The sequence below is a fragment of the Desulfothermobacter acidiphilus genome, from assembly GCF_052073645.1.
GTDB classification, from domain to species: domain Bacteria; phylum Bacillota; class Desulfotomaculia; order Desulfotomaculales; family Ammonificaceae; genus Desulfothermobacter; species Desulfothermobacter acidiphilus.
Genome location: NZ_CM125440.1, coordinates 1,166,344 through 1,193,002, shown reverse-complemented (window position 1 = coordinate 1,193,002; position 26,659 = coordinate 1,166,344). Strand labels below are relative to the sequence as shown.

Below are 26,659 nucleotides of genomic sequence, written 5' to 3'. Positions count from 1 at the left end.
ATCACCCCGGAGAAAACACTTCTCCGGGTAGTTTTTTATGGAAGGTCGTAGCCTTGCTTCTGGCGAATAATAACGTCAGAGGAGGTGAGGTCCATTTGCGGGTAGGTGTGGCGCAGACCTTCGTCGCTGATACGCTGGAGGAGAACGAACGCACCATCCTCCAGCTGGCCGAAAAGGCAGCGCGCCGAGGGGTGGACTTGATCGCTTTTCCCGAAATGAGTCTTACCGGTTATAACCCCGTGACGTTGACTGCCCCCAACTTCGAGCAGGATCTTTCTCTGGCTCTGGAGCGCTTAGCTCAGCGGGTCCAGGAGCTGGGTTTGGGGGTCATCGTGGGGCGGGCGGAACGATGGGAACATCGTTGTTTCAATGCTGCTACCGTTCTGCTCCCCGGAGGTGATACTTTCACCTACCGAAAAATATACCTGACCGAGAAGGAGTTGCCTCATTTCACTTCTGGAAGCCAGCCTCTGGTGTTTAGCTTTCGGGGCTACAGATGCGGGGTTATCATCTGCCGGGATCAAAATTATCCCGAATTGGCGCGGCAGTTACGCGACCTGGGTGCGGAGCTTATTTTTATTTTGGCCGCCCATTTCTATCCGCCCAAGGAGGCGCGTTGGAAGCAGGATAAGAATTTGGCCCTCCCTCTGGCACGAGCTACGGAAAACGCTTGTTATGTGCTGCTAGCCAATGCGGTAGGCAGCCACTTGGGCCTGATTAGCTTGGGGCGCAGTTTAATCGCTGATCCGGATGGCGCGTTGGTGGCGCTGGCTGACGAGGCCAGCGAGTGTATACTTACCTGTGATTTGAAGGACAGGCTGTAAAGGGGGTGCAGAGATGACCGTCCGTTACCGGTTTCTGATGGCTGGATTAGTGCTTTTAATGTTTGCTTGTTTGGCAGGCTGCGGCAGAGGATCGGCTCATAACGCTCCTTCTACCGAGACTCCTCCCGCCGCGCAGGAAAAACCTTCACCTACTCCGTTTGCTAAGCGTCAGGTCACCCTTTACTTCGCTGATCGCGAGGCGCAGCACCTGGTTCCCGAGGTCCGCGAGGTGGAGGTAGGTGATCACCCTTTGGAGCAAGTGGTGGTTGAAGAGTTGATTAAAGGTCCGACCGATCCCTCGCTTTGCCCCACCATACCAGCCGGGACTAAACTCCTTTCCCTGGAGGTGAAAGATGGGGTAGCCTACGTCAATTTCTCCTCCCAATTTAAGCAGCAGCATTCAGGGGGATCAGCTGGAGAGCTGATGACCATATACTCGGTGGTGGATTCACTGGCGCGTTTGGGAACAGTGCATAAGGTGCAGTTTTTGCTGGAAGGGCGTAAAGAAGAGTCTATATTGGGCCATATGGACACTTCGGTTCCGATAGACCCGGACTGGAGTCTGGTGGCCAAGAGTTAGCGAGGCGTCACCTGGCTAGGTTAAATTGGGGGCTGTCCCTGATTAACTTTTGGGACAGCCCCCAATTTAAAGGCCGCCTGATCCGTTTACTGGACCTCTATTAGTTTCTCGCGGGCGAACTCGTATTTATCTCCTTTCTTTATCACTTTCCAGACCTCGAAATAGCCTCCTACTCGGTCACCGTCCTGGTCGAAGGTGATATTGCCGCTAACACCAGGATAGTTCTGCCCGATTTGCAGGAGCGCCTCTCTTATTTTGGCGGCGTCTTCTCCGCCAGCGCGAGCGTAGGCCTGGGCCAGGAGATTGACGGCATCGTAAATGGTGTCGCAGAAAACTTCCGGTTCGGCGTTAAACTTGGCTTTGTAGGCCTGGCGGAACTGCTCATAAGCTTGGTTGTCGGGGGAGGCGGGACGGGTGCCGATCATGGTTTTAGCCATAAACTCAGCTGCTGCTGGATTTTCTAGCATGCCAGTACCGTAAACACCGTCGCAGCCGATCCACTTTATTTTATCCAGTCCCAGATTCAGAGCTTGCTGGTAGATAATGATCCCGTCCTTGTTGTACCCTATGTGAAATACCACGTCGGGGTTTAGTTGCTTGATCTGGGTGAGTTCGCTCCGGTAGTCTTTTTTGTTAGGGTCGTATTTGATGTAGCCCACTACCTGGGCTTTGTCCCCCAGGGTTTTCTTGATCTCGTTGCCCAGTCCTACACCGTAAGTGTTATCCATGGCCAGGATCACCGCTTTTTTGAGCCCTTCGTTCAGCGCCAGCTGGGCCATCAACTTGCCCTGATATATGTCGCTGGGGCAGGTGCGGAAAAGGTATTGCCGCCAGGGCTGACCCGTGAGTTCAGGTGAGGTAGCGGAGGGAGAAATCATAAAAACATGGCGCTCGGCCAGAAAGGGGCCTATGGTCATGGCCGCTCCCGAACTCATTCCTCCGATTAGAAGCTTTACCCCGTTGACTTCTACCAGCTTCTTGACATCGTTGAGTGCGGTGACCTGGTCGGTGGCATCATCCTCCAAATAAAGCTTGATTCTCTTGCCATCAACACCACCGCGAGCGTTGATTTGGTCCACTGCTAAACGCGCGGCATCAGCCATCTTTTTACCCATCGGACCTAACTGTCCGGTGGTGGAAAGGACGCATCCTAGCTTGATTTCTCCCCCCGGAGACGGGGCGGTTTCCTGGGTGGCAGGTTTTTTCCCGCAGCCAGCTATGCCCAGAAGAATGCCCAGAATACCCAGCAGGCTCAACCATCGCTTCACTCTTCCGGTTACCTTCATGTTAATTTTTTCCCCCTTTTCCAGTGTTTTTTCTGGTTTTACATCTCGGGCGCTTGCGTTCTCACCCCCTTGGGCAAGCCCAAGAAACGTTCCTGAAGGGAAGCGTCTTGCAAAAGCTCTTTCCCTTTGCCCTCCGCGACGCAGCGACCCTGGTTGAGCACATAGGCATAGTCCGCATTTTCCAAGGCCAGAAAGGTGTTTTGCTCTACCAGTAAAATAGCCAGCCCCCGCTCTTTGATTTCCCGCAACTTTTCCAGGATGAGCAGTGCTGTCTTGGGGGCCAAGAAGGCCAAGGGCTCATCGAGCAGAAGAACCCGAGGACGGCCCATGAGTGCGCGACCGATGGCCAGGAGTTGTCTCTCGCCTCCGCTTAGTGTTTGAGCTCGGGATTTCTGCTTGCGGGCCAGTTCCGGGAAGACTGATAGGACCTCGTTGAGGTCCTTTGCCGTTTCCGCTCGGTCGCGGCGGAAATAAGCTCCTAGGAGAAGGTTTTCCCTGACCGTAAGGGGTCCGTAGATGTTATTAACTTGGGGCACGTAGCCGATGCCCAGGCGGGTGAGCAGGTAAGGGGGAAGGTGGGTTATTTCCCGGTCTTTAAAGTAAACCTGACCACCAAATTGGCGGGCTAAGCCGATAATTCCCTTGAGCAGGGTAGATTTTCCCGAGCCGTTGGGACCCACTACGGCCACCAACTGGCCTCCGTCTACCTGCACGGAGATGCCCTCTATGATTACGCTATCGCCGTAACCCACTATTAAGTCCTTGGTTACGATGCACGCCATGGCTGACTCTCTCCTGCGTAGATAGTGTAGAAATCGGGATGGGCCAGCACGGTTTCCGGAGTCCCCTCTAAAACTACGCGCCCGGCGTCCAGGAGATAAACATAGTCGGCAAAGTCGAAGAGCACTTCCAGGCGGTGCTCGATGACGAATAGCGTCAGCCCTTTCTCTTGCTGCAGTTTTTTCAGAGTGGCGTAGATTTTCTGAGCTAGCACCGGATTGATGCCTGCTGCTGGCTCGTCAACCAGCAGGAGCTCCGGGCGGGACATCAATAGCCTTCCAATCTCTACCAGCTTGCGCTGGCCTCCGGAGAGTAGGCCCGTGGGGCGCAGAGCCAGGGGAGTGAGTTCCAGGAGCTCGAGTATGGCATGGGCTTGCCGCGCCAGCCGGATCTCCTCTTTTTGCCAGCGGGGGCGAGACCATAGAGCTCCCAGGGGGCCTTCACCGCTGCTACTGGGGGCGGCCAGTAGAAGGTTATCAAGCACTGTGAGTTGATTGATTAGTCGCGGAAGTTGGAAGGCCAAGGCCAGCCCCTTGCGGTAGATTTGGTAGGTAGGAAGACGGGTTATGGGTTGGTTGCGGAAATAGATTTTTCCCTCATCGGCGGGGGTCAATCCATAGATGACGTTGAAGAGAGTGGTTTTACCGCTACCGTTGGGCCCTATAAGAGCGGTTACGGTGCCCTTCTTTACCGAGAGGCTGGTTTGGTTGAGCACCCTCAGGCCGCCGAAATTTTTCACTACTCGGTCGACGACGAGGAGATCCATTGTTTTGCCTCCTTCCGGGCGGCGGTTTGGATAGGGCCTTCGGGTAGGATGCCCTGGGGGCGGAAAAGCAGGATCAGAATGACTATCAGCCCAAAAAAGATATACTGTAGGTTATTTGGGTCCACCGGCAGGGTGATGAAATCTTTCATGATTCGCGTGCCTCGATTCATCAACTCCACCACTAAGGCGCCTAGCATCGCCCCCCAGCAATTTCCGGCCCCCCCTAGGATCAGCATCATCCACACCAGGAAGGTCACCGAGGGTAGAAACATAGAGGGATCAATAAAGTTGATATACTGGGCGAAAACCCCTCCTGCCAGGCCAGCTATGCTGGAGCCGATAAACAAAACCGTGGCTTTGAAAAAGACCGGATTTTTGCCCAGGGCTTTGACGGCGACTTCATCCTCTCTTATAGCCCGTAGCACCCGCCCGTAAGGGGAGTGCGCTAGGGCCTGAACGACCAAAAAGCATAGTATCAAGCAGGACAGCGTGAGTTCAATGTTGGCTATGGTATCGGCTCGAAAGGATCCCAGGTGGAATATTCTGGGGACAGTAATTCCTCGCACGCCCCCGGCTAAATTTTCTTGCGCTTTCACTATGGTACGGAGGATTTCTCCAAAGGCCAAAGTAACAATGGCCAAATAGTCCTCGCGTAAGCGCAGGGCGGGTAAAGTGACCGCTATGCCCAGGATGCCGGCCACTACAATGCCGCCCAGAAGACATAGGTAGAATGGGAGTGAGGCGTGAGCCAGTAGAGTATAGGCATAGGCTCCAGCCATAAAAAAGGCCACTTTACCGAAGTTGCCCAGGCCGGCAAGGCCAAATTCCAGGTTCAGGCTTAGGCTTAGAAGCGCGAAAATGCCAATAAAGATCAAGGTGTCGGCCAGGTAAAAAAGTGGATTCATGCTCCTTCACCTCCCATAAGTCCCCGCGGGCGGAAGATCAGCACCAGGATTAGAACCAGGAAGGCAATAGCCATGCGGTACTCGGTAGAAAGCCCCAGCGCTTGCAGCAGCACCACACCCAGATTTTCGGCCAATCCCATCAGGTAAGAAGCTATCAGCAAGCCGTAAAAACTGCCTATCCCGCCCAGCACTACCGCGGCGAAGATAGGTAAGAGAATGTCCCAGCCCATCATGGGGTAGAGTTGGGTGTCAGCGGCGCGGAAAACGCCAGCTATACCGGCCAGAGCGGCTCCCAAAAACCAGGTGAACAGGATGACGCGCTCGGTATTGATCCCGGAAACCAGCGCCAGATCCGGGTTGGTGGCGATGGCGCGGACGGCCATTCCTACTTTGGTGTAGGAGAAAAAGAGGTGCATGGACAGGGCCACGAGCAGGGCGGTGATGATGAGACAGAGCCATAGGCTGGTCAAGCGCACTCCTCCCCAATTGTACGAAGCCCATAGCAAGGGGTAGCCTATGGTAGACCAGGACCAGATTTCTCCCATCGTGTAGCGAAGCACGTAGCCTAAGCCGATGGAGGCCACCATCAAAGGGATAAGCGGGGTGTGGCGTTTAGTTAACGGACTGAAGATGAGGAGATAGCTGAGAACGCTCACCAATCCAGTAACAACAAAGGCCAGCACCAGGCTGGCCCCGAAATTTTCCGGTGAGCGTTGGAGCAGAGCATAGGCGGCGAATCCCCCCAAGGTTATAAACTCGGCGTAGGCGAAATTTGGAAAGCGGGATAGACCATAGGTAAGGGTGAGTCCAGTGCCTGCTAGAAGGTATATGCTTCCAGTTATTAGTGAATTAAGCAGCAATTGCAGCACTATCGCCATCTTGCCGGTTAGCTCCTCTCCTGACTCAGTCTTCTCCTTCCGTACCCCTGCATTGTATACCGAGTATAAGGATATCACAGAGTAAAAGGAAAGGTAAACAGCTCAAGCAACAATTCGGTGTCAAGATCTGGCCAATGGGCGCCGGGGTTATTAGTGCTAGGCTGCTCCTAGAGTTATGGAAGTGGCTGCCTGGGGGTGCAGGGATGGTTTTCTTACAAGTTTTTGGGCGCACCATTCTTATCTACTTCACCGTACTGGTGCTGATGCGCTTGATGGGCAAGCGCGAAATCGCTCAACTTTCTCCTTTCGACTTCGCCGTGGCGATCATGGTAGCTGAGGTGGCGGTTCTGCCTATGGAGTCGCTAGACATCCCTCTCAGCCGGGGGCTTTTGCCTTTGGTGCTCTTGGCGGGGTTGGAAATAGCCTTTTCCTATCTGGCTTTGCACAGCCGCTGGTTGCGCTTGCTGGTCTACGGGAAGCCCCAGATAGTAATTTGGGAAGGCAAGCTCCTGCCCCAGGAGATGCGCCGGGCCCGCTATAACTTGGACGATCTGCTGGCCCAACTCCGCGAGAAGGGGTACCACGATCCAGCCGAGGTGGCTTGCGCTGTGCTAGAAAGTTCCGGGCATTTGAGCGTGGTTCCCAAGGGCGAGTATCGCCCTCTGACCCGTAAAGATCTTGGATTGTATCCTATCCCTACCGGGCCGGTGCACGTGCTAGTAGCCGACGGGGAAATCCTGCATAACCACCTCCAGGCTGCGGGGGTGAGTGAAGAATGGCTGTTGCAGGAATTAGAGAAAAAGGGTGTCAAAGAGCTCCGCCACGTGTTTTTGGCAACACTATCAGCACAGGGGGAACTCTTCGTCAGTTCCCGGGAGGAAGTTAAAGGGGTGACACCGAAATAAAATTGGCAAAGGTTTGAAAGTGGTGGAGCGTGATCTGGTATTGTGGGAGCCCAAGCGCGCCTACGTGGCGGCCGCAGCATTGGGCTTAGTCTTGCTGCTGGGTTGGGGATTGAAGCATTATTTTTATCGGCCGGTGGAAGTGCTGCCGGTAGCTCCAGCTGTGGAGCCAGAGGGCCGGATAGGGGTGACTTTATTGGTTCATGTGGCTGGAGCGGTGGAACGCCCTGGGGTTTATCAATTACCTGCCGGCAGTAGAGTTAAAGACGCCCTAGATCAGGCCGGGCCGCTGCCTACCGCTGATCCCCACGCTCTCAATCTAGCTCAGGTCTTGGTCGATGGGCAGAAGATTGTGGTTCCGACCAAATCTAGTGGAGAACAGGGTGGTGAGCCAAGGAACCCTTTTATGTCCTCCCCCACTCTTTCTTCCGGCACCAAGGTAAACCTCAATACGGCCAGCGAGGCTGAACTCCAGACTCTTCCCGGCATTGGCCCGACCCTAGCGCGGCGCATCGTGGAATACCGGAGCAAAAACGGTCCTTTCAGCTCGGTAGACGAGCTGGCTAAAGTTCCAGGCATTGGTGCCAGGCGGCTGGAGCAATTGCGCGACTACATATGCGCCCCGTGAGGGAGGGTGGGAGCGCTTTGCCTTTGGCTGTCTCCTTGGCATTAGCCTACATAGCCGGATGCCTGGCCGCACCTTACATCCCCCTGTTGCTGGGCCGGTCCCTGGCCTTGGCAGCCACGAGCATCTTGTTGGCTCTTTCCGCTTACTTCTGGTCTCGTCGTCGCCGGGGTGCTACCCTTATTATCTGGCTCCTGTTTTTTCTGGTGGGCGTGGTGGCCATGAACCAGGCTTACCGGGAAGCGATTTCTCCCTTGGTGCACTACCGAGGGGAAGCGGTGCGGCTAGCGGGAGTGGTGTCGGAGGATCCGAGCGTTAAGGGTGACCGCGTGACCTATCTTCTCCAGGTCGGGGAAGCGGAGTTTGCCGGCAAGAGGTGGCGGGGAGGTAAGGTGCTGGTTAGGGTTACTTCTCCTACCCGGGTATACGCTTATGGAGATGTGCTGGAGGTAGAAGGAAGAATCGCATATCCTTCTCCTCCAGGGCAGCCGGGCGAAAGCGACTACCGCCGGTATTTGTGGCAGCAGAAGATTCTGGCCTTGGTAAGAGCTCGCCCGGAAGGGATAAGCAAGGTGGGCGAGGCGGGCCGAAACCCCTTAATGAGCTTGGCTCTCAAGAGTAAAGAGCGGCTACGGCGGACCCTGACCACCATTTTTTCTCCCCGGGAAAGCGCGCTGTTGCAGGGGATGCTTTTGGGAAGCAGAGATCGGCTAGATCCAGCGCTGGAAGAGGCGTTGGCCGAAACCGGGCTCATATACCTTCTCTGCGTCAGCGGGCTGCAGGTAGGTTTTGTTTTATCCGCTTGCTTACTATTGGCTCGCTACCTGCGCTGGAGCCGGGGAGTAACCATGACCCTGGGCTTTGTTTTGCTGTTATTCTACGATTTCGTGGTGGGATTCAATCCCCCCATGGTTAGAGCGAGCATTATGGCGGTTTTGCTCCTATTAGCTCATTACCTGGGTCGACATCGCGATTGGCGGGTAGCCCTAGCAGTAGCCGCTATGGTGGTTCTGCTGGCCAACCCGTTGGCGCTTTACAACACCGGTTTCCAACTGTCATTCGCGGCTACCTGGGGAATTCTTTTCTTGGGTCCAGGGATCAACCAATGGTGGAAGACCAAATGGGCGACCACTCGTTTTTCTGGAGTGGGGGCCTACGGCTGGTGGCTGGCGGTCCCTTTGGGAGCTGAGCTCGGGGTGCTGCCTCTTATTGCCTGGCATTTCGGTTTGGTTTCCATGGTATCTCTAGTAGCCAATATCGTCACCATGCCCCTGTTGCCGGTAATCTTTCTCGGTGGAGCTCTGGCTGGGGGATTGGGTTCGGTTTTCTTGCCCCTGGGACAAGCTTTGGCCTGGGTGGTGTCCCCGCTAATTCATTGTTTGCTCTTTCTGGTGCAGGAGCTAGATAAGTTGCCCTGGGTGGCGCTTTACCGCCCACCCCCGCCGCTGTTTTTGGTTTTTTCCTGGTACCCCGCTCTCTGGTTGATTGCCAAGGGCAGACGGTGGCGCTGGGTCGGAGCGGTGCTGCTTTCGCTTCTTTGGTTGCTACTGGTTACGGGAGGAGGGGGAAACAAAGAGTCGGCCTGGCTGCGCCTCGATTTTCTCGACGTTGGCCGGGGCGATAGTGTCCTGGTACGCACTCCAGGAGGCCGAACCATGCTGGTCAACGCTGGTGGCTGGGCGGGGGAGCTCGGGGGCAACAAAGAGGGGGCAGGACTCAAGGTGGTGCGTTATTTGCGCCACCAGGGGATTAGAGAGCTCGATGTGTTGGTGATAACGCATCCAGGGGAGGAGCATTGTGCGGGGGCCTGGGCGGTGCTGCGGCGCTTTCCGGTGCGTTTGGTGGCGGTTCCTTATCTGCCCGATGCGGGAGATGTTGATGCCTTGCTGCAACTCAGGGGGAAAGACATTGCCCTAGGAGATTACGCTCGTCTGCTTGCCTTTGCTCATTCGCGGGGTGCTAGGATAAGCTATATCCGGGGAGGTGACCGCCTGCGGCTTGACCCGGCGGTGGATATTTGCTGCCTGGAGGTCGCTGATTTGCCCAGCACCAGGGGCGTGGCCTTGCAACTCACTTGCGGCGAATGTCGATTCTTGCTGCTGACGGGTGCAGGGACTGGGCCGGCGGCTTGGGGTTCCTTGCTGGCGACCTCGGGTACCGAGGTCTGTTTTTTGCCCGTGCCGAAGAGCTCTGTATCGCTGGAGTGGCTGCAACAAGGAAAAGCACCCCATCATCTGGTCTTTTCTGCCAGCGAGGAACTCTCGAGTTCCCTGCTCTCTTCTCTAAAGCCCCTGGAACTCCAAGGGACCAAGATCTGGTGCACTGGCAAGGATGGAGTGGTGACTCTGGTCACCGATGGCGATTCGGTCAGCGGGAAGAGTTGGCGTGCCGAGCGAGGGGGGAAAGATCGTTGACGGGTAATGGTGGCCGCTTGAAATTACTGGTAGGCATCATCTCCTGGTCGGGCAATACGGTGGCCCTTTTGCAAGAGGGGCAAGAACTTATGAGTCAAGGAAAGGAAGTGGTAATCGGGATCTTGAAGTATAGCGACCCGGAGATCGAGGCTCTGAGTCGAACGCTGCGTTCCGTTCCACCTTTAGGGGAGCGGCTCAATTTGCCGGAGCTCCTGGCTCAACGTCCCGAAGTGGTGTTGGTAGACGATGTGGGCGTGCTTTATTCGGCCGATTCCCCTTATCAAGCCCGGTGGCAGGAAGTGGAGGAACTTTTGAACGCGGGCATAGACGTGGTGGCTACGGTGCACGCCTTGGAGTTGGAGGGGTTTAAGGAATTCCTACCCTTCCCTTTGGTTCCTCCCTTTTCGCTTTCAGAAGGAATCGTACCAGCTGCTTTTCTCGACCGGGCTACCGAGGTGGAATTGGTGGATGTAACCCCAGAGGAACTGCACCGGCAAGGGATTTCTCTGCCTCCTGGTTTTGATCCCCGCTCGCGCTTGGGTCCCTATCTGGCAGCAGCTAATTTTGCTGCCTTTCGGCGTGCAGTGCTCAAGCGGCTGGCCGATGAGGTGGATGAGCAACTCTTTCGCCCCGGAGTGGAGACTAGAGCTAAAGCGGCGCGGGAGAGAATTCTTCTGGCCGTCTCTACCCAGCGTAACCTGGAGCGGCTTTTACATCGCAGCCTGCTATTAGCAGAGCGCCTTCAGGCTTCGCTGTTGGTGGTACATCTCCGCGTGTCCGGCCGCCATTATGAACCCTTTCCCTGGGACTATGTAGAGCAGAGGCTGGCTCCAGTGGGCGGTACATGGATGGAGGAGGAACTGGGGGACGAAAGCGAAGTTCCCATACGGCTTTCGGAGATCATCGCTGCCAACCATATTACCCGCCTGGTGGTGGGGCATTCCGCCCGCAGCCGTTGGGAAGAATTGCTGCGCGGCTCCTTGCTAAACGAACTTTTGCGGCGTAACCGGCATATCAACGTGTTGGTGGTGGCACCCAGCTCGGACACCAAGGAAAAGGAAGGGGAAGAGGAATCGCCTCCAAGCGATTCTCCCTCCGAGCTCACAATGCCCTTGCGGGGTAAGCTTAAAATCTACCTGGGACCCATTGCTGGGGTAGGCAAGACTTACCGGATGTTGCGCGACGCTCATGAACTGAAGGAAAAGGGTGTCGATGTGGTGGTTGGTTACATTGAGACGCACGGGCGGGCAGAAACCGAAGCTCAAATCGGAGATCTGGAAGTGCTTCCCCGTCGCCAAGTGGTTTACCGCGGGAAGACTTTCACCGAGCTCGACCTAGAGGAGATCCTACGCCGCCGTCCTCAAGTGGTTTTGGTGGACGAATTAGCCCATACTAACGTACCGGGAGTAAAGAACGCTAAGCGTTACCAGGATGTCATCGAGATCCTAGCGGCCGGCATCGACGTGTACACCACCCTGAACATCCAGCACCTAGAGAGTCTAAACGACGTTATCGAGGAAATCACGGGGGTCAAAGTAAGAGAGACCTTGCCCGACTGGGTGTTGGGGCTGGCGGACGAAATTATCTTAGTGGACTTGGCTAGCTCGCTTTTGCTCAAGCGCCTAGAGCAAGGCAAAATTTATCCTTTATCGAAAACCGAGCAGGCTCTCCGCCACTTTTTCCGGCCGGAAAACATCACCGCTTTACGGGAATTGGCCCTGCGCCAACTGGCCCATCACCTGGGAGCCAGGCATGGCAGGACGGTGGCGGAGCGCAAGGAGCGCATCTTGGTGGCCGTTAACCTCAAGCCCTACGCCGAGCGTTTGGTGCGCAGGGGTCTTCGCCTGGCGGTGGCTCAGCAAGCGGAGCTCCTAGTGGTTCACTGCGACACCACCGGGGGAAGATTGCCTGCTGAGGCCCTGGCCATTCGCCATTACCTCCAGCGCCTTTGCGACTCCATGGGTATCCTCTATTACGAGCAAAAGGTCCTAAGCGAGCGGGATATAGCCCTAGTTTTGGCTAATCTTTGCCGCTCGCGAGGTATCACCCAGATGGTGCTGGGTCACAGCCAGCGCACTCGCTGGCAGGAATTCTGGAGGGGTAGCGTGATCTCGCAACTGCTCCGCTCGCTAAGGACGGTGGACCTGCACCTGGTGCCGGTTAACGCCACCAGCTGGTCGGCCGAAGTGGCGGTCTAGGGCCAGATTAAGCTCCAGCACGTTGACCCGGGGTTCACCGTACAAACCCAGCCACCGCGGGTGGATATGCCGTTTTACCAACTCGACGATTTCCTGTTCCGGAACTGCGCGGGCCCGAGCTATGCGGGGCACCTGTAGTAAAGCAGCTTGGGGGCTGATGTGGGGGTCGAGCCCGCTGGCTGAGTCGGTAATAAGGTCTAGGGGAGTCTTTTGGGGGGTAAGCCCCGGGTTTTCCCGCGCCAATGCCTGGTAATGCTGTTTTACTGCCTGTTCCAAGGCGCGGCTGGAGGGAGCGTAATTGGGCCCGCCGGAGTCCATAGCATCGTAATCGGAGGCGGAAGGGCGGCCCTGGAAGTAGTAGGGCGAAGTAAATTCCTGCCCGATAAGACGTGAGCCCACCACCTGGCCGTCCTGAGCTACAAGGCTCCCATTGGCCTGCCGGGGGAAGATCAGTTGGGCTAAACCGGTGACGGCCAAAGGATACGCCAGCCCGGTGATTACCGTGAGCACCAAGAAGAAAAGCAAGCACCGTCCCCATTCTTTAAGCATAAGATCTAACCTCCTTAGCGTATCAGGTGGAGCAACACGTCGATAATTTTAATACCGATGAAGGGTAACACCAAGCCGCCCAACCCGTAAAGCAGCAAGTTCCGTCGCAAGATGGTCGAGGCGGAAGCGGGCCGAAAAGTTACTCCTTTGATGGCGATGGGAATGAGAGCCACGATGATCAGTGCGTTGAAGATCACCGCCGAGAGTACCGCGCTTTCCGGCGATCCTAAGCGCATAATGTCCAGCACCCGGAGCTCGGGCCAGGTGGTGACGAAGAGGGCCGGGATAATGGCAAAATACTTGGCCACGTCGTTGGCGATGCTGAAGGTGGTGAGAGCTCCTCGGGTCATAAGCAGCTGCTTGCCCACTTCTACGATCTCAATGAGCTTGGTGGGGTTGGAGTCCAGATCCACCATATTGGCGGCTTCCTTAGCGGCCATAGTGCCCACGTTCATGGCTAGTCCCACGTCGGCTTGGGCCAGAGCCGGTGCATCGTTGGTGCCGTCGCCGGTCATGGCCACCAAATGTCCCGCTGCCTGCTCTTCTTTAACTCGTATCAGCTTGGCTTCCGGCGTGGCTTCGGCGATGAAGTCATCCACCCCGGCCTCGTTGGCTATAGCCTGAGCTGTTAGAGGATTATCGCCAGTGACCATAATGGTGCGGATGCCCATAGCCCGGAGCTGGGCGAAGCGTTCCTTAATGCCTCCTTTGAGCATGTCCTTCAAATGGATAATTCCTAGGATACGCTTACCGTCGGCTACCACCAAAGGCGTGCCTCCTGCCCTGGCTATAGCTTCCACCTTGGATTCCAGATCAGGCGGTACTTCCCCTCCCTGGTCTTGTACCCACTGAATGACAGCTTTGGCGGCTCCTTTGCGAATGCGCTGCTCGCCGATATTGATCCCGCTCATACGGGTGCGAGCTGAGAAAGGGACGAACTCCACAGGTTTATTGGCTAGATCCCGGCCCCTAAAGCCGTATTTCTTAGCCAGAGCCACCACCGAGCGCCCTTCCGGCGTTTCGTCGCTCAGGGAGGCTAGCTGTGCTTTGTCGGCCACTTCTTTTTCGGTGGCGTCCCCCACTGGGATAAACTCCACTGCTACCCGGTTACCGAGGGTAATGGTCCCTGTTTTATCCAGCAAAAGCACATCCACGTCGCCAGCCGCTTCCACCGCCTTACCAGACATGGCTAACACGTTTCTCTCCAACAAGCGGTTCATACCAGCGATGCCGATGGCTGGCAGCAAGCCACCGATGGTGGTGGGTGCCAAGCACACGAACAGGGAAGCCAAGATGGCGATGGAGGGCAGCACACCGTACCGCAGCGAATAGGGTACCAGGGTCACCGTTACCAACAAAAATATCAGCGTGAGGGCGGCCAGCAGGAGCGTAAGAGCGATTTCGTTGGGTGTTTTCTGGCGCTGCGCTCCTTCCACCAGGGCGATCATCCGGTCGAGAAAGCTCGCACCAGGATCGGCAGCGATGCGCACCTTAATCCAATCCGATATAACCCGGGTTCCGCCTATGACGGCGCTGCGATCGCCACCTGACTCCCGGATTACCGGTGCCGATTCGCCGGTGATCGCCGACTCGTCCACCGAGGCTATCCCTTCTATGACCTCACCATCTCCGGGAATGAGATCGCCAGCTTCCACTAGCACTACATCCCCTTTCCGGAGTTGAGTAGCTGGTACCACCTTGGTTCCTTCCGGGGTGAGCAGCTTGGCCATCGCTTCTTCTTTGGTGGCGCGTAGGCTTTCGGCTTGGGCTTTTCCCCGCCCTTCAGCCAGCGCTTCGGCGAAGTTGGCAAACAAGACGGTGAACCATAACCATAACGCTATTTGCCCGGTAAAGGAGGCGTAAGCGGAATGCGCCCACGCTTCTCCTATAGCTACGCTTGTGGTGTAAGCTGCTCCTATTTCCACGCAGAACATGACCGGATTACGCGCCATCTGTCGCGGGTCTAGCTTTTTAAAAGCTTCCTTTACCGCTTGCAGTACAAGCTTGGGTTCCCAGAGATTAACCTTACGCCTGGCCATTTAGAACAACCTCCCTGCCTGCAAAAGCAACTGCTCGAGTATGGGGCCTAGAGCCAGACCGGGGAAGAAGGTTAAAGCGCCCACGATAATAATCACCCCTATCAGCAAAACGGCAAATAGCCAGCCGGTGGTGGGAAAGGTTCCGGGGCTTGGGGGAACAATTTTCTTTTCCACCAAGCTGCCAGCCAGCGCTAGCACCGCCGCTAGGGGAAGAAACCGTCCCAGTAACATGGCCCAGGCAGTGGTCCAAAGATAGAAGGGTAAGTCGGCATTCAAGCCGCCGAAGGCGCTGCCGTTATTGTTGGCGGTAGAGGCGAAGGCGTACAGGACCTGGCTCAAACCGTGGGGTCCAGCGGCGGTTATGCCCTCCCGTCCGGCTGGAAGAGCCACGGCTAAGGCACTGAAGAGCAAGATCAGGAAAGCGGGCACCAGAACTATGGCCAGCGAGAGTTTAACTTCTCGTTTCTCGATTTTTTTCCCTAAGAACTCGGGAGAACGGCCCACCATCAGCCCTGCCAAAAAAACCGTTAAGAGCACATAGGCAATCATACCGTATAGCCCTGAGCCAATGCCCCCAAAAATCACCTCGCCGGTCATCATATTGGCTAAAGTTACCATTCCCCCTATGGGAGTGAGGGAATCATGCAAGCAATCTACCGCGCCACAAGCTACAGCCGTGGTGACGGTGGCGAAGAGGGCGGAATCGGTGGCTCCTAAACGCCACTCTTTCCCCTCCAGATTGGAGCCTACCGGGAAGCCTAGGCGAGCAAACAGAGGGTTGCCGTGCACCTCACACCAGCAGCAGGTGAAGGCTCCTGCCAGAAAGAGGAACATCATTACTCCGTAGATCACCCATGCCTGCCGCATATTATGGATCATGCGACCGAAGGTGAAGCAAAGGGCTGCTGGAAGTACGATTATCAGCATGGCTTCGAGGAAATTTGTGAAGGGGTTGGGGTTTTCAAAAGGGTGGGCTGAGTTGGCGTTGAAGAAGCCGCCGCCATTGGTGCCTAACAATTTGATTACTTCCTGCGAAGCTACCGGGCCCATAGGGATGGTTTGCTCCTTGCCCTCCAGGGTGACGGCATGTACCGGGGGATTAAAATTCTGGATCACTCCCTGGCTTACCAGTACCAGGGCGATTACCAGGCTTATGGGCAAAAGAATGTAGAGCACGCTGCGGGTTAGATCCACCCATACGTTGCCCAGGGTCTTCTTTTCTTTGCGAGCGAAAGCCCTTATCAGGGCGATGGCTCCGGCTAGGCCGGTGGCCGCCGAGAGGAAGTTCTGCACCGCTAGCACGAACATCTGCGAAAAGTAACTCATGGTGGTCTCGCCGCTGTAAGCCTGCCAGTTGGTGTTGGTGACAAAGCTAGCGATGGTATTGAAGGCCAGAGCTCCTGGAACACCGGGTAGGTGCAGGGGGTTGAAAGGCAGATAATTTTGCCAGCGCAGCAGTAAATAGCCTACAGCTAGCCCCCAGAAATTGAAGAGCAGGAGAAAACCCAGGTAGCGCGTCCAGGTCATTTCGGCGTAAGGGTTGACACCAGCCAAGCGATAGATAACCCCTTCCACCGGGCGCAGGAAGGCAAGCCAGGTTCTTTCCCCCTCAAATACCTTGGCTATAAAAACGCCGATTGGCACGGCTAAAAGGGTAAGCACTGTGGCGAAAAACAATATTTCCAGAACCATTCTCCAGGTCATCCTCTTTTTCCCTCCAGACGGTTTTAAAACTTGTCCGGGTTCCAGATGACGTAGCTAAGATAAAGAAATAGCAGGCCACTTAGGATCAATCCGGCCCAATACCAGCTGTTCACCTCGCTTGCACCTCCTTAAACGCGGCCTGCAAGATTAAAACCCTGGCGGCGAATCCCAGGGCAGCAAAAACCCCCAGGGCTTTTTCCCTTGAGTCCACTTCTGCCCACTAGTGTTCACGGCGCAAAGCCGGTTTAGTGGTTTAGGCAAACTCACCCCTGAGGGTTAATGTAGCGCATGTTATCTCTATTCTAGGGGGAGTGCTGTTGGCTGTCAATTACCCAGGTTGGCGGGTAGTAGTAAAGATCTACTAACCCAGATCTTCTAGCTGGCGTTATCTCGGTGTGGCGTGTTAGGGTTCCCTCGCAGGAAGCGAGTGTCGGAGGCCCAAAGAGCCCACGCTCCAGGTTGGCGCATCAAGTGGCGATGGTGATTTTGAGTTCGCCTTCCCGCTTGGTGGGGAAGCATAAGATGTGGCCGTTGCGGCGCACAAACTCCAGTTCCACCTTAGCCCCGTGAATTCTCATTCCGCTGAGGTAGAGTTCCTGGATGCCTGTGGGCAGAAGGGGAGACTGGATGATCAGTCCTTCGGTTGTGCACTTCAGGCCCAGGCAAGCTTGCAATAGAGCCAGGATGCTGCCCGTGGCCCAAGCCTGGGGTTCGCAAGCTACAGGGTAACGTATGGGGCTGGCGAAAGGACGCCGATCGAAGCCGCAAAAGAGCTCCGGTAGGCGGAAATAAGGGAAGCGAAGAGCCGCGTCGTAAAGTGCAGAAGCCAGTTCCTGGACTTCGCGAAGGAAACCGTAGTAGCGAAGCCCCATGGCGATGATGCTGTTATCATGGGGCCAAACCGAGCCGTTATGATAACTGATGGGATTATAAGCTTTTTCCCGGCGGCTGAGGGTGCGGATGCCCCAGCCGGAAAACATGTCCCGGGAGAAAAGCCGGTCGGCCACCTGCCGGGCTTTCTGGGGGGGGAGAATGCCGGTGAAAAGTACCTGTCCCATATTGGAGGCCACGGTGGGGATCAAGCGCTTATTCCCATCCAGAGCTAAACCCAGATAGTTGCCTTTGCGCACCCAGAAATCCTTGAGGAAGCGCTGGCGCAGATCGGCAGCTTTACGGGCATAAAAGTTGGCTTGGTCTCGTTCTTTCAGCAAACTGAAGAGGTGGCAGGCTCGCCGGTAGGCGGCGTAAAGGTACCCCTGCACTTCCACCAGGGCGATCGGTGGCTGCACCGGTTTGCCTTCGGTATCTGGCACACCGTCCCAGGAATCCTTCCAACCCTGATTCTGTAGCCCTCCGTGCCGGCTTCCTTCGTATTCGATGTAACCATCGCCGTCTTTGTCGCCGTAGTTGCAGCACCAGTCTAGGGCGGCTTGCAGCGGCGAACGCATCTCTTCCAGGAAATGAAGATCCTTGGACCATATTATGTAGTCGCCCAGCAAGATAATGAACCATAAGGTGGAGTCGATCGAACCATAGTAAGGGGTGTGGAGGATCTCGTGGCAATTAGCCATCTCTCCGCGACGAATTTCATGGATAATTTTACCTGGCTCCTCTTCTCGCACCGGATCCAAGGTTTTACCCTGGTAACAGGCCAGTAGACGCAAGGTTTCCCGGGCCAAATCGGGGTTGATAGGAAGAATTTGCCAGGCAGTTATGAGGGCGTCTCGGCCGAAAAGGGTGGCGTACCAGGGGATGCCAGCGTCGATTCCCAATCCTTCGGGGTAACGAGTTTGCAGAATCCATAGGTCGGAGAGGGCCTGGTTTAACATCTGGTTTATGCGCGGGCGGTCGCTTTCCAAGCGGGTGCAACTTTCGTACCAGTGGTAATAGGCCTTTTTTTGTTGCGCGGCCAGGCGGGTAAAAGAAGCCCTAAGGTCCCCTTCTTTTACAATAATTAGACCCGCGGGTTCCGTTTCTAGCTCTGGAATAATGCGCCAGTAAAAGTAGGCTCTGTCTTTGGGGTGCAGTTCCAAATGGTAGACCAGTGCCACATCGTCTCCTTCCGCAAGCACATCTTCCGGAACCGGGTCCCAGATGATCATGGTTCGCCGGGTTTGATTATCCAGTCCCTGATAGCGAAAAGCCAGTCCTTCTCTCCCCGCGCAAAAGGGCAGAATCGCGCCTCGCTTAGGGCGGAGGGTGCCGCGGAGTTCAAAAATATCGCGGTAATCTGCTCCTAGCTTTAAAAGCAAGGTAAGGCGGGTGGTCTGGTAGCCGTAATTAGTTAAGCGCAGGCGTTGGTGCAGAGCTCCGTTGATGAAGCGGAGCAAACGCAGGTGCAACGACTCCATTGGTGCCAGCAGCTTCCCCTCTTCGTTTCGGATCTCCGGGTTGGTCAGGTCGCACTGGCAGAAATGACTGAAGCGCACTCCCGAAGAAAGGAGGATGGGTTGGTACCCATTTAGCAAAAGTTCGTGCCGGCTAAGAAAACGGGTATCCCGGAAGTAGAGGCCTAGACCTCCGGGATACCCGGCCGGTATGGAGCTATCGGGGAGAGATACTAAGAAAATATCGTTGTTTTTTAAAACTTCGGTCGCCCCTGGAGTGGAAGCCGGGGCTATGCGTAAGCTATCTTCTAGTTGCACTATGCGAAGGCGCTCCTTTCCTGTCCGTGCTTCGTTGCCAAATCAAGTGATAGTAGTTCGTCATCGCCTTCAGCATCTCCTCCAGGGTAAATCTTTCCTTGAAACGCTTGGCGGCTCTTTCTCCCAGCAGGCGGGCTTTTTCCGGCTGCTCAAGTAGCCATATCAGCTTTTCGGCCAGAGCTTCTGGGTCGCGCGGGGGGATAACAAAGCCAGTTTCGCCGTCCGCGACAATTTCTGGCATTCCTCCCACTCGCGTAACCACCAGGGGCTTGCCCAGGGCCATAGCCTCCAGTAAAGCGATGCCGAAGGGCTCCTGGAAGGCCGAGGGATAAACCACGATCTCACTCTCCTGGTAAGCGGCAGCTATTTCCTTCCAGTTAAAGCAGCGTATGAGAGTGTCCTCTTCCAGTCCCAGGGAGCGAATAAGCTCCTTTATCTGGGCGATTTCTTTCCGCTGGACTGCTCCCCAATCCACCGTTAGATCGGTACCGGCCAGCAAGAGAAAGGACGAAGGGTAAGCCTCCTTCACCTGGTGGAAAGCTTTTACCACCACATCTGACCCTTTGGCTAAGCTCATGCGGGCAGGGTGAAAGATGATCTTTCTGGGGCCGGCTACCTGACGGATAAACTGTCTCAAGGCGGCATGTTCTCCATGGGCTAGGAACTGGCGGTAAGCTAGTCCGTGGTGGATAACCGTGATCTTATCGGCTGGGTAGCCGGCGGCCACCATTTCCCGCTTAATGAAGTGACTGACGGCGATGATCCCGTCCCAGTCGTGGCGAAAGCGCAGCATCTCGCGAAAAAGGGAGTCTTCCCATACGTTGTGAGCGGTGAGGATAACCGGAAAACCATGACGCCGCTTCACTTCCATCAGAAGTTCGGTGTGGATGGGACTGAAGTAGTGGAAGTTGTGGGCGTGAAGCACATCGGGCTTAAAGGTTGCACAGAAACGCTCTAATTCGCGGGCGATATTCTCCTTCTGCCGCGCGATATTTTCCGGGGTGAGGGAATTGAGGTCCAGAAGCGGCGTGCGGCGCAGATAAACACCCTCCCAAAGTTCCACCCTCTCCTCGGCATCGATGGAGCCTGCCAAGACCGCTACCTGGTATCCCCGGCGGACCAGGGCAGGGCATACCATCGCGAGGTGTGTTTCCACTCCGCCGATGGTGGGGGGGAAGGCCCAATGCAACATGGCAATACGCATAATTAACTACCACCTCCCAAGTAAGCTAAATATGTAATTATGCTATTACTAGTGAAATAATGCTAGCTTGATAACCAGCAAGAGTAGGGATTTAAGAGCGAAATATAATATCCGCAAACGACCAAACCACAAAAATTTTACCATAGAACCATTGTAGAAATCAATGAGGTGTACAAGAAGATCGCCGAATGCTAAAATTTTAACAGCTGCGCGAAAGGAGTCAGAGCGTCAACATGCTGGAGGCGAAATTGCTCCAGAATCTGGCTTCGGCCACTGAGCCAGCTCTGGTGGCCGAAGCCACACTGGCATGGATCAAAAGCCTCACCGGAATCGAGAAGGTGCGCCTGATTACGGCTCAGGCCAGCGCTTCCGGAACCTCCCTGCTCCCCCTGAGCTTGGCGGGGGTGGAGGTGGGCTGCCTGGAATTTGCCTCCGAACTCGATCGCCAACAGGCGGAAGACCGGCTGGCTCCCTATCAGCCGCTACTAGCTCTGCTACTGGCCTTTCTTTCCTTCCAGGAAACCGTAAATATCTGCCAACGGGAGGAGAGCGCTCTCCAGGAGACGGGCAAAGCTCTCACCCTTTTTCTGGCGGGGCAGATAAAGGCTAACGAGGTTTTGGCCATTTTGGCCGGCATTCTGGGCTGGGAAATAGCGGCTTTCCTTTACCGGCGCAAATCGGGGGAAGTGGTTCTAACCTCTAGCCGTCCTTTGCCGCTTTCGGCTTCCGAGTGCGCCGCTTTGTTCCAACAGCCTGAGCAGTTGCTGGCCCTCTGCCGTCTTTATGGTTTTGCCGAAGGGGAAGTGGTTTTGCTGGACGGCGAGGTGGGCACTTCCGGCTACCTGATTTTACTGCGCCGCGCCTTATCTCCTTACCCCGCCCGTCGGGCCTGGCGAGAAGCATTGGGACGTCTGGGGGCAGCTGCGTTGCTCAACGTTTATCTTTATCAAGAGGTAAAGGATTTGGCCGAGCACGACGAACTCACCGGTCTATACAATCGGCGCAAGTTTTGGGACGTCTTAGTAATAGAGCTGGAGCGGGCTAAGCGCTACCAGCGGCACCTGGCGCTGTTATTGATCGATGTGGATAATTTCAAAGATTATAACGATACTTTCGGCCACTTGGCCGGGGATGAATGCCTGCGGCGCATTGGAGAGGTCATAAAAAAGGAGATAAGGGTTTCGGATCTAGCTGCTCGCTACGGGGGAGAAGAATTCGTTGTCCTCTTGGTGGAAACCGGAGCTCGTGGGGCGATTACGGTTGCCGAGCGGTTGCGCCGCCGGGTAGAGGCTATCGGCCAGTCGGAGCCCTTTCCCACCCTCAGCCTGGGGGTAGCGGTTTTCCCTGACGATGCTCGGGAAGCGGAGGCTTTGCTCACTTGCGCTGACAACGCTCTTTACGCGGCCAAGCGCCTGGGGAAAAACCGCACCGTCTGGCGGGGGAGGACCTATTCTCCTTAGAGCGCACTTAAAATCCTAGCTCGCGCTGGAGTCTCTGGCGAAGTCTTCCTGCTCACCAGCTCTCTACGAGCACCTTTCTTGGAGGGCATACAATTTCAGTAGGTGACGGAGGAGGTTCATGAAGGAGGAGACCTCGCCCCTCACGGACAATTTTCATGGACTGAAAGGAGGAGCGAGGTCTCATGCACAGTCAACCTATTTCAGACATTCAACCTCTTGCGGACATAATCCTTCTTCTGGGGGAGAAAGTTAGCAAACTAATTACCGAATGCCGCGACTTCTACAAGCTCGAAGAAGAAGTGTACAAGCTCTCTCAAGAAGCTTGCGTGAAGATCTTCGCCTGGGCCCTCGAGGAAATAGACACCTGGCTCGTGAACGCCCGGGACAAGCGCACCTGGAAAGTGATAGGCTTTCGGGAAAGAACCGTAGTTAGCAGCTTTGGGGAATTCAAAGTAAAAAGGCGGCTTTACAGGAACAAAAAGACGGGAGAAGCCAGGTTTCTTCTTGACGAGGTTCTGGGCTGGCCGGAGAGGTCTAGATGCACGCCGCGTTTGAAGGAGATGGCGGTGAAGCTTGGGAGCGAAGTACCCTTCAGGCGGGCAGCGGAAATTCTCGGTTATTTTGTCCCTGGGATAAGCGCCATGGCGGTGTGGCAGGCCGTGCAGGAAGCAGGAGAAGCACTCAGGCAGGAGGGAGAGTCCAGGAGAGAAGCCGTTTTTGAGAAGGGAGAGACACCCGAAGGTAAAGAGAAGACCTCCAGGCTTTACATAGAGGCCGACGGGGTGGTGGTAAGGCTTCAAAGGAGCGGAGAGAAAAGGAAAGAGGTCAAACTCTTCGTAGCTTACACAGGCAAAGAAGCGATTGGGGGTGGCCGGAAGGCTTTGAAGGACAAGCTGGTAACGAGCGGTGTAGGCGAAGGGGAGAGGATGTGGGAGGAAGTTTACTCTGGAGTAGCGAGCCGGTGGGACATGGGTCAGGTGAAGGAGATATACCTTGGGAGTGACGGGGCGGAGTGGGCCAAGCAGGGGGTAGATTAGGTCAAGTCCAATTTTGTGTGTAAAATCCCCTCTGGTAGCCTTTGAGGCTTATTAGAGCCTTGTTAAGCCGCCCCTCTCCCGGTCTTATTGGTTTCGGCTTTAACTGTTCGTTCTTGCTCCTGCCTCCATGTCCAGTACTCCGTCATGTCCAGGTAGCGGTGGCCGGTAGACCTTTCCTCGTCTATCTCCATGAGCACCGCACCAATCAGTCTCAACGCCGCTTCTTCATTGGGGAAAATTCCTACTACCCTCTCCCGCCGGCGAATTTCGCGGTTCAGGCGTTCCATGGCATTGGTCGTGCGCAAGCGCCGCCTAACCGGCTCCGGCAAAGCCATAACCGCCATGGCATCCTCAAAACCAGCCTCAAGTCTCTCTATTGCCCTAGGCGCTACGGCCTCAAACTCCTGCACCACCTCCTCCAGAAGTAGTCTTGCCGTATCCATATCCGGCGCTTCAAAAATGTGTCTAAGGCGAGCATGAAGCTGCTTCTGCCAGGACTTGGGACACGCTTCCAGAATGTTGCGGACAAAATGCGTCTGGCACCGCTGCCAACTCGCCCCCTGAAAGTGGATCATAATGGCGTTTACCAGCCCCTTGTGGTCGTCCGAAACCACCAGGTCAACGCCCTTTAGCCCACGCTTCTTTAACCAGTCGAAGAATTCAGACCAGGTAGCCTCAGATTCGCCGTCCCCAATCATCAGCCCTAGAACTTCCCGGTAACCATCCCGGTTAACCCCGCAAGCTATAAGCACACTCTGGGATCTCACCCGCCCACCTTTCCGCACCTTTGTGACCAAAGCATCAACCAGAATAAAGGGATACTCCTTTTCGCTTAAATCTCGCTCATTCCAGGCCTTCACCAAAGGGTCAAGTCGTTTGCAGAGCTCAGATACCGTCGACTTGGAAAATTCCGTGCCGCATAGCTCCTCGACCACTGCCCTGACCTTGCGTGTTGATACTCCATTGACCACCATCTCCATCAGGGCCAGCAACAATGCCTGCTCGCTCCGCTGGTAACGCTCAAACATCTCCGTAGAAAATTTGCCGGATCTGATCCGGGGCACTTCCAGGACAAGCCGTCCGATCCGGGTTACAAGCGGCTTTTCCCGGTGGCCGTTGCGGTACGCTTGTCTTTCCTCTGTGCGCTCGTATGGTTTAGCTTTGAGCTGCTCTGTAACCTGAGCCTCGAGAATCTGATTTAAGACTTGCTCCATCAACCGGGCCAGACCATCGTCCCGGGAAAACAACTGTTGCAGAACCTCGCCATCTACGGTAACCTGGTAATGGGCCATCCTAAATCCCTCCTGGTAGTGTTGGTTGTGTCACTTCTTCAATCTACCAGAGGGAGGGTGGCCCTTCCTGCTTCTAACCACCCTTTTTACACACTATACCGGACGCTACTGTAGATTACTTCCCTGGGGCAGTACACGTTTTGGACCCTTACCATTTGAACCGGCGGCTTATAGAGGCTTTTTGGCACGATGAGGAGGCCTATAGTAGGATCAGGCAGGCCATTTATCTGGGGGACTGGGAGAAGGTAGAAGAGATTTTGGGAGGAGTAGCAAGGAGAGTTCGCGGGGCTAAGAGGAGGAGAATAGAGAAGCTCTGGCAGTATCTCAAGGAGAACTGGTCGGGGATAGTTACCTCTTCTGCTGCCGAGCATCTGGGGGCCATAGAGGGGCAGGTACAGCACAACGTGGCGCGGCGGATGAAGCGGTTGGGAGCCAGCTGGACGGAGGCAGGAGCAGACAGGATGGCGCGGGTTTTGGCTGCTCGAGCCAACGGGGTGCTCGGGAAGCACACTTCTCGTTGGCCGGTACTGCTGGCCAGGCAAGAACATTTGGCTCAGGCGGTGCGGTTGGAGGTAAAGCGGAAGATAGAGGAGGCGGGGAGTTGGCATAAAGCTGGGTTGCCGGCATTGAGAGGACCCTCTGCCGGAGCTCCATGGGTGAAGCATGTGTTGCGGGAACTAAGCCGGCCTAGCCTCAGTAGTTTGATCCCTTAATGGCGCAGGTACCGGGGCTATCCTAGCGGCGAGGTCTCCATGAAGAGAAGTTTTCTTCCGAACCACCTACTAACTCTTGACGCGCACCTTTCTTGGCTTGCCTTGACACTGGTTCTAGCCGGTCGATACAATACAAGCAAGCTTTGGACTCGCTGCCGGATCAAGAAGGCTACCTGAGCGGATAAGCTTATAGATGGTTAGGGTCCCCTTGGGTTTACCCTGCGCTGCAGGGTAGTCCTGGCAGGAAAGGAGGCGAAGAACCTGGTGGGGGGATCGGCCCAATCTGGATTGATTGGGTTGCTAAAGCCAGGTAAAAATTTTGCCAGACACAGCATGGTGGATCTACTGGGCTTCACTCCCCCTGGCTTTTGCTGGAGGTTACGCCGTAAGGCGATTCGTGGCCGAAGCCAAGCTGCGCTCGGCTGAGGAGCGGGCGCAAGAAATCGTAGCCGCGGCCGAGAAGGAAGCCGAGGCCAAGAAAAAGGAAAAGCTGCTGGAGGCTAAGGAGGAGGCCTTACGCCTCAAGCACGAGCTGGAGCGGGAGCACCGGGAACGGCGGCACGAATTACAGCGGTTGGAGCGGCGCCTTTTGCAGAAGACCGAAGCGGTGGAGGCTAAACTAGAAGCGCTTAGCCGGCGCGAAGAAAACCTAAATCGAAGAGAGAGTGAGTTAGAGCAACGCTTTAAAGAACTGGAGCAGCTGAAAGAGGTGCGACTGACCGAGATAGAACGGGTAGCGCAACTCTCTCCCGAAGAGGCGCGCCAGCTCCTGTTGAGCGAAGTGGAAAAAGAGATGCAGCACGAGTTGGCTCAGTTGATCCGGGAAACGGAGAACCGCGCTAAAGAGGAGGCGGAGCGGAGGGCCAGAACCATCATCGCGCTGGCCATCCAGCGCTGTGCGGTGGATCAGGTGGGGGAAACCACGGTCTCGGTAGTGCCGTTGCCCAATGAAGAGATGAAGGGTCGGATAATAGGCCGCGAGGGGCGTAATATTCGCTCTTTCGAAACGTTGACCGGCGTGGACCTCATCATAGATGACACGCCCGAAGCGGTGATTCTTTCCGCTTTTGACCCGGTTCGCCGGGAGATAGCTCGGATTGCCTTGGAAAAGCTGGTAGCTGACGGCCGCATTCACCCGGCGCGGATTGAGGAAATGGTAGAAAAAGCCCGGCGCGAAGTGGAGCGCCAGATCTGGGAGGCCGGGGAGCAGGCAGTGTTGCAGGCAGGTATTCACCATATTCACGAGGAACTCATCCGCTTGCTGGGGCGCTTGAAATTCCGTACCAGCTACGGGCAAAACGTGTTGCAGCATTCGCTGGAAGTTATGTACTTGGCCGGCTTTATGGCTGCCGAGTTGGGGGCCAACGTAGCCTTGGCTAAGCGGGCCGGGCTTTTGCACGATATAGGCAAAGCGGTGGATAGAGAAATGGAGGGCCCGCACGTGGCCATCGGGGTAGAGTTGGCCCGTAAGTATGGCGAAGATCCGGAGGTCATTCACGCTATTGCAGCCCACCACGGCGACGAGGAGCCGCAGACGGTGGAGGCGGTGCTGGTGCAGGCAGCCGACGCTATTTCTGCTGCCCGTCCCGGTGCCCGGCGCGAAACTCTGGAAGCTTATATCAGGCGCCTCACCAAGCTGGAAGAAATCGCTGCTTCTTTCCCCGGCGTGGAAAAAGCTTACGCGGTGCAAGCGGGCCGGGAGATTCGGGTGATGGTGAAACCGGAGCGGGTGGACGACGTGACCACCGTGCGTCTGGCCCGGGAGATAGCGGGGCGGGTGGAGAGCGAGCTCGAGTACCCCGGCCAGGTGAAAGTCGTGGTAATTCGGGAGACGCGCGCGGTAGAGTATGCCAAATAG

The 26,659-nt window shown here is 55.8% G+C and carries 21 protein-coding genes; 10 read left to right on the top strand and 11 right to left on the bottom strand.

Going from position 1 to position 26,659, the window contains the following annotated elements:
* The first annotated feature begins 95 nt into the window (after nt 1-95).
* Together ACTLLP_RS06060 and ACTLLP_RS06055 are read left to right on the top strand one after the other, a co-directional pair.
* Nucleotides 96-824, top strand: coding sequence for a carbon-nitrogen hydrolase family protein (locus ACTLLP_RS06060; RefSeq protein WP_441057949.1), 729 nt, complete (start codon nt 96-98; stop codon nt 822-824).
* 13 nt (nt 825-837) lie between these two features.
* Nucleotides 838-1,404 (top strand): GerMN domain-containing protein, encoded by a 567-nt coding sequence (locus tag ACTLLP_RS06055; protein ID WP_441057946.1) that lies wholly within the window; start codon nt 838-840, stop codon nt 1,402-1,404.
* Between the two features lie 86 nt (nt 1,405-1,490).
* Here the strand turns inward: ACTLLP_RS06055 and ACTLLP_RS06050 are convergent, their stop codons facing one another.
* The 5 genes from ACTLLP_RS06050 to ACTLLP_RS06030 are packed head-to-tail and all read right to left on the bottom strand — an operon-like array spanning nt 1,491 to nt 6,019.
* Complete coding sequence (locus tag ACTLLP_RS06050; RefSeq protein WP_441057943.1) at nt 1,491-2,690, bottom strand: ABC transporter substrate-binding protein; 1,200 nt, start codon at nt 2,688-2,690, stop codon at nt 1,491-1,493.
* A 38-nt stretch (nt 2,691-2,728) separates the two neighbouring features.
* Complete coding sequence (locus tag ACTLLP_RS06045; RefSeq protein WP_441057940.1) at nt 2,729-3,472, bottom strand: ABC transporter ATP-binding protein; 744 nt, start codon at nt 3,470-3,472, stop codon at nt 2,729-2,731.
* The gene (locus ACTLLP_RS06040) at nt 3,457-4,236 is read right to left on the bottom strand and encodes an ABC transporter ATP-binding protein (RefSeq protein ID WP_441057937.1); all 780 of its coding nucleotides are present in this window, start codon (nt 4,234-4,236) and stop codon (nt 3,457-3,459) included. Before ACTLLP_RS06040 ends, ACTLLP_RS06045 begins: the two co-directional genes overlap by 16 nt.
* On the bottom strand, nt 4,209-5,141 hold the full coding sequence (locus ACTLLP_RS06035; RefSeq protein ID WP_441057934.1) for a branched-chain amino acid ABC transporter permease: 933 nt from the start codon (nt 5,139-5,141) through the stop codon (nt 4,209-4,211). The genes ACTLLP_RS06040 and ACTLLP_RS06035 overlap by 28 nt, the downstream gene beginning before the upstream one ends.
* Nucleotides 5,138-6,019 carry a branched-chain amino acid ABC transporter permease gene (locus tag ACTLLP_RS06030; RefSeq protein ID WP_441057931.1) on the bottom strand — a complete coding sequence of 294 codons (882 nt, stop codon included), beginning with the start codon at nt 6,017-6,019 and terminating at the stop codon, nt 5,138-5,140. Before ACTLLP_RS06030 ends, ACTLLP_RS06035 begins: the two co-directional genes overlap by 4 nt.
* A 203-nt stretch (nt 6,020-6,222) precedes the next feature.
* Between ACTLLP_RS06030 and ACTLLP_RS06025 the strand changes: the two genes are divergently transcribed.
* The 4 genes from ACTLLP_RS06025 to ACTLLP_RS06010 are packed head-to-tail and all read left to right on the top strand — an operon-like array spanning nt 6,223 to nt 12,158.
* Nucleotides 6,223-6,924, top strand: coding sequence for a DUF421 domain-containing protein (locus ACTLLP_RS06025; RefSeq protein WP_441057928.1), 702 nt, complete (start codon nt 6,223-6,225; stop codon nt 6,922-6,924).
* Between the two features lie 40 nt (nt 6,925-6,964).
* Entirely contained in the window at nt 6,965-7,549 is a 585-nt protein-coding gene (locus ACTLLP_RS06020; RefSeq protein ID WP_441057925.1) for a ComEA family DNA-binding protein, read from the top strand.
* A gap of 17 nt (nt 7,550-7,566) precedes the next feature.
* Nucleotides 7,567-9,960, top strand: coding sequence for a ComEC/Rec2 family competence protein (locus tag ACTLLP_RS06015; protein WP_441057922.1), 2,394 nt, complete (start codon nt 7,567-7,569; stop codon nt 9,958-9,960).
* Nucleotides 9,957-12,158 (top strand): universal stress protein, encoded by a 2,202-nt coding sequence (locus ACTLLP_RS06010; protein ID WP_441057919.1) that lies wholly within the window; start codon nt 9,957-9,959, stop codon nt 12,156-12,158. The genes ACTLLP_RS06015 and ACTLLP_RS06010 overlap by 4 nt, the downstream gene beginning before the upstream one ends.
* Here ACTLLP_RS06010 and kdpC read toward each other — a convergent pair.
* The 5 genes from kdpC to ACTLLP_RS05985 all read right to left on the bottom strand — a co-directional run bounded on the left by kdpC (nt 12,090) and on the right by ACTLLP_RS05985 (nt 20,299).
* The gene (gene kdpC, locus ACTLLP_RS06005; RefSeq protein WP_441057916.1) at nt 12,090-12,707 is read right to left on the bottom strand and encodes a potassium-transporting ATPase subunit KdpC; all 618 of its coding nucleotides are present in this window, start codon (nt 12,705-12,707) and stop codon (nt 12,090-12,092) included. The genes ACTLLP_RS06010 and kdpC overlap by 69 nt on opposite strands.
* A 14-nt stretch (nt 12,708-12,721) precedes the next feature.
* Nucleotides 12,722-14,746, bottom strand: coding sequence for a potassium-transporting ATPase subunit KdpB (kdpB, locus tag ACTLLP_RS06000; protein ID WP_441057913.1), 2,025 nt, complete (start codon nt 14,744-14,746; stop codon nt 12,722-12,724).
* The gene (gene kdpA / locus ACTLLP_RS05995) at nt 14,747-16,450 is read right to left on the bottom strand and encodes a potassium-transporting ATPase subunit KdpA (RefSeq protein WP_441057910.1); all 1,704 of its coding nucleotides are present in this window, start codon (nt 16,448-16,450) and stop codon (nt 14,747-14,749) included.
* Nucleotides 16,451-16,917: 467 nt separating this feature from the next.
* Entirely contained in the window at nt 16,918-19,095 is a 2,178-nt protein-coding gene (locus ACTLLP_RS05990) for an amylo-alpha-1,6-glucosidase (protein ID WP_441057907.1), read from the bottom strand.
* A complete protein-coding gene (locus tag ACTLLP_RS05985; protein WP_441057904.1) occupies nt 19,079-20,299 on the bottom strand; it encodes a glycosyltransferase family 4 protein in 1,221 nt (406 codons plus the stop codon). The genes ACTLLP_RS05990 and ACTLLP_RS05985 overlap by 17 nt, the downstream gene beginning before the upstream one ends.
* A gap of 233 nt (nt 20,300-20,532) precedes the next feature.
* On the opposite strand from ACTLLP_RS05985, the gene ACTLLP_RS05980 reads away from it, so the two are divergent.
* On the top strand, nt 20,533-21,759 hold the full coding sequence (locus ACTLLP_RS05980; protein WP_441057901.1) for a GGDEF domain-containing protein: 1,227 nt from the start codon (nt 20,533-20,535) through the stop codon (nt 21,757-21,759).
* Between the two features lie 182 nt (nt 21,760-21,941).
* Entirely contained in the window at nt 21,942-22,796 is an 855-nt protein-coding gene (locus ACTLLP_RS05975; protein ID WP_441057898.1) for a UPF0236 family transposase-like protein, read from the top strand.
* A 62-nt stretch (nt 22,797-22,858) separates the two neighbouring features.
* Here the strand turns inward: ACTLLP_RS05975 and ACTLLP_RS05970 are convergent, their stop codons facing one another.
* Nucleotides 22,859-24,088: an IS256 family transposase gene (locus ACTLLP_RS05970; RefSeq protein ID WP_441057497.1), complete on the bottom strand. Its 1,230-nt coding sequence runs from the start codon at nt 24,086-24,088 to the stop codon at nt 22,859-22,861.
* Nucleotides 24,089-24,183: 95 nt separating this feature from the next.
* Between ACTLLP_RS05970 and ACTLLP_RS05965 the strand changes: the two genes are divergently transcribed.
* Entirely contained in the window at nt 24,184-24,801 is a 618-nt protein-coding gene (locus ACTLLP_RS05965) for a UPF0236 family transposase-like protein (protein ID WP_441061682.1), read from the top strand.
* A gap of 319 nt (nt 24,802-25,120) precedes the next feature.
* The gene (rny, locus tag ACTLLP_RS05960) at nt 25,121-26,659 is read left to right on the top strand and encodes a ribonuclease Y (RefSeq protein ID WP_441057895.1); all 1,539 of its coding nucleotides are present in this window, start codon (nt 25,121-25,123) and stop codon (nt 26,657-26,659) included.

What these genes read in the sequence shown, in the direction of transcription:
- ACTLLP_RS06055 (WP_441057946.1), top strand. Translation starts at nt 838, where the DNA reads ATGACCGTCCGTTACCGGTTTCTGATGGCTGGATTAGTGCTTTTAATG.
- ACTLLP_RS06050 (WP_441057943.1), bottom strand. Translation starts at nt 2,690, where the DNA reads ATGAAGGTAACCGGAAGAGTGAAGCGATGGTTGAGCCTGCTGGGTATT.
- ACTLLP_RS06045 (WP_441057940.1), bottom strand. Translation starts at nt 3,472, where the DNA reads ATGGCGTGCATCGTAACCAAGGACTTAATAGTGGGTTACGGCGATAGC.
- ACTLLP_RS06040 (WP_441057937.1), bottom strand. Translation starts at nt 4,236, where the DNA reads ATGGATCTCCTCGTCGTCGACCGAGTAGTGAAAAATTTCGGCGGCCTG.
- ACTLLP_RS06035 (WP_441057934.1), bottom strand. Translation starts at nt 5,141, where the DNA reads ATGAATCCACTTTTTTACCTGGCCGACACCTTGATCTTTATTGGCATT.
- ACTLLP_RS06030 (WP_441057931.1), bottom strand. Translation starts at nt 6,019, where the DNA reads ATGGCGATAGTGCTGCAATTGCTGCTTAATTCACTAATAACTGGAAGC.
- ACTLLP_RS06025 (WP_441057928.1), top strand. Translation starts at nt 6,223, where the DNA reads ATGGTTTTCTTACAAGTTTTTGGGCGCACCATTCTTATCTACTTCACC.
- kdpC (WP_441057916.1), bottom strand. Translation starts at nt 12,707, where the DNA reads ATGCTTAAAGAATGGGGACGGTGCTTGCTTTTCTTCTTGGTGCTCACG.
- kdpB (WP_441057913.1), bottom strand. Translation starts at nt 14,746, where the DNA reads ATGGCCAGGCGTAAGGTTAATCTCTGGGAACCCAAGCTTGTACTGCAA.
- kdpA (WP_441057910.1), bottom strand. Translation starts at nt 16,450, where the DNA reads ATGACCTGGAGAATGGTTCTGGAAATATTGTTTTTCGCCACAGTGCTT.
- ACTLLP_RS05985 (WP_441057904.1), bottom strand. Translation starts at nt 20,299, where the DNA reads ATGCGTATTGCCATGTTGCATTGGGCCTTCCCCCCCACCATCGGCGGA.
- ACTLLP_RS05980 (WP_441057901.1), top strand. Translation starts at nt 20,533, where the DNA reads ATGCTGGAGGCGAAATTGCTCCAGAATCTGGCTTCGGCCACTGAGCCA.
- ACTLLP_RS05975 (WP_441057898.1), top strand. Translation starts at nt 21,942, where the DNA reads ATGCACAGTCAACCTATTTCAGACATTCAACCTCTTGCGGACATAATC.
- ACTLLP_RS05970 (WP_441057497.1), bottom strand. Translation starts at nt 24,088, where the DNA reads ATGGCCCATTACCAGGTTACCGTAGATGGCGAGGTTCTGCAACAGTTG.